Genomic DNA, 460 nt, shown 5'->3' on the forward strand with positions numbered 1-460 from the left:
TCCAAGGTTTGGGGCGAGATACGGCTCAAGAATTGGCCAAGCGACTTGAAACGGATGAAAAATTAAAAACCTTCCGTGCCTTTTTCCAAGCTCCAACTGAGCCATGTCTAACAACCAAATCCTTCACGGCTATTCCCTTTGCAGATGCGACCAGTCAAACCTTTGAAACACTTTCTGATCTGCTGGATGACTATTATCGAGACAAGGCTGAGCGCGATCGGGTGCAACAACAGGCCAGTGAATTAATCCGCAAGGTTGAAAACGATCTTGAAAAGAACCGAAAAAAATTAGCCAAGCAAGAAGCGGAGTTAGAGGCGACCGACAATGCGGAAGAATTCCGCCAAAAAGGAGAATTGCTGACAACCTTCCTCCATCAGGTACCAAACGACCAAGACCAGGTTGTTTTGGACAATTACTATACCAACGAGCCCATTACCATCCAACTCAACAAGGCCCTGAC

The 460-nt window shown here is 46.5% G+C and carries 1 protein-coding gene; it reads left to right on the forward strand.

What is annotated here, in order from left to right:
- On the forward strand, window positions 1-460 hold a 460-nt coding region (locus SPADD19_RS10985; RefSeq protein ID WP_241496598.1), incomplete at both ends, for an NFACT family protein.

This window comes from Streptococcus parasanguinis (assembly GCF_001578955.1).
GTDB classification, from domain to species: Bacteria; Bacillota; Bacilli; order Lactobacillales; family Streptococcaceae; genus Streptococcus; species Streptococcus parasanguinis_U.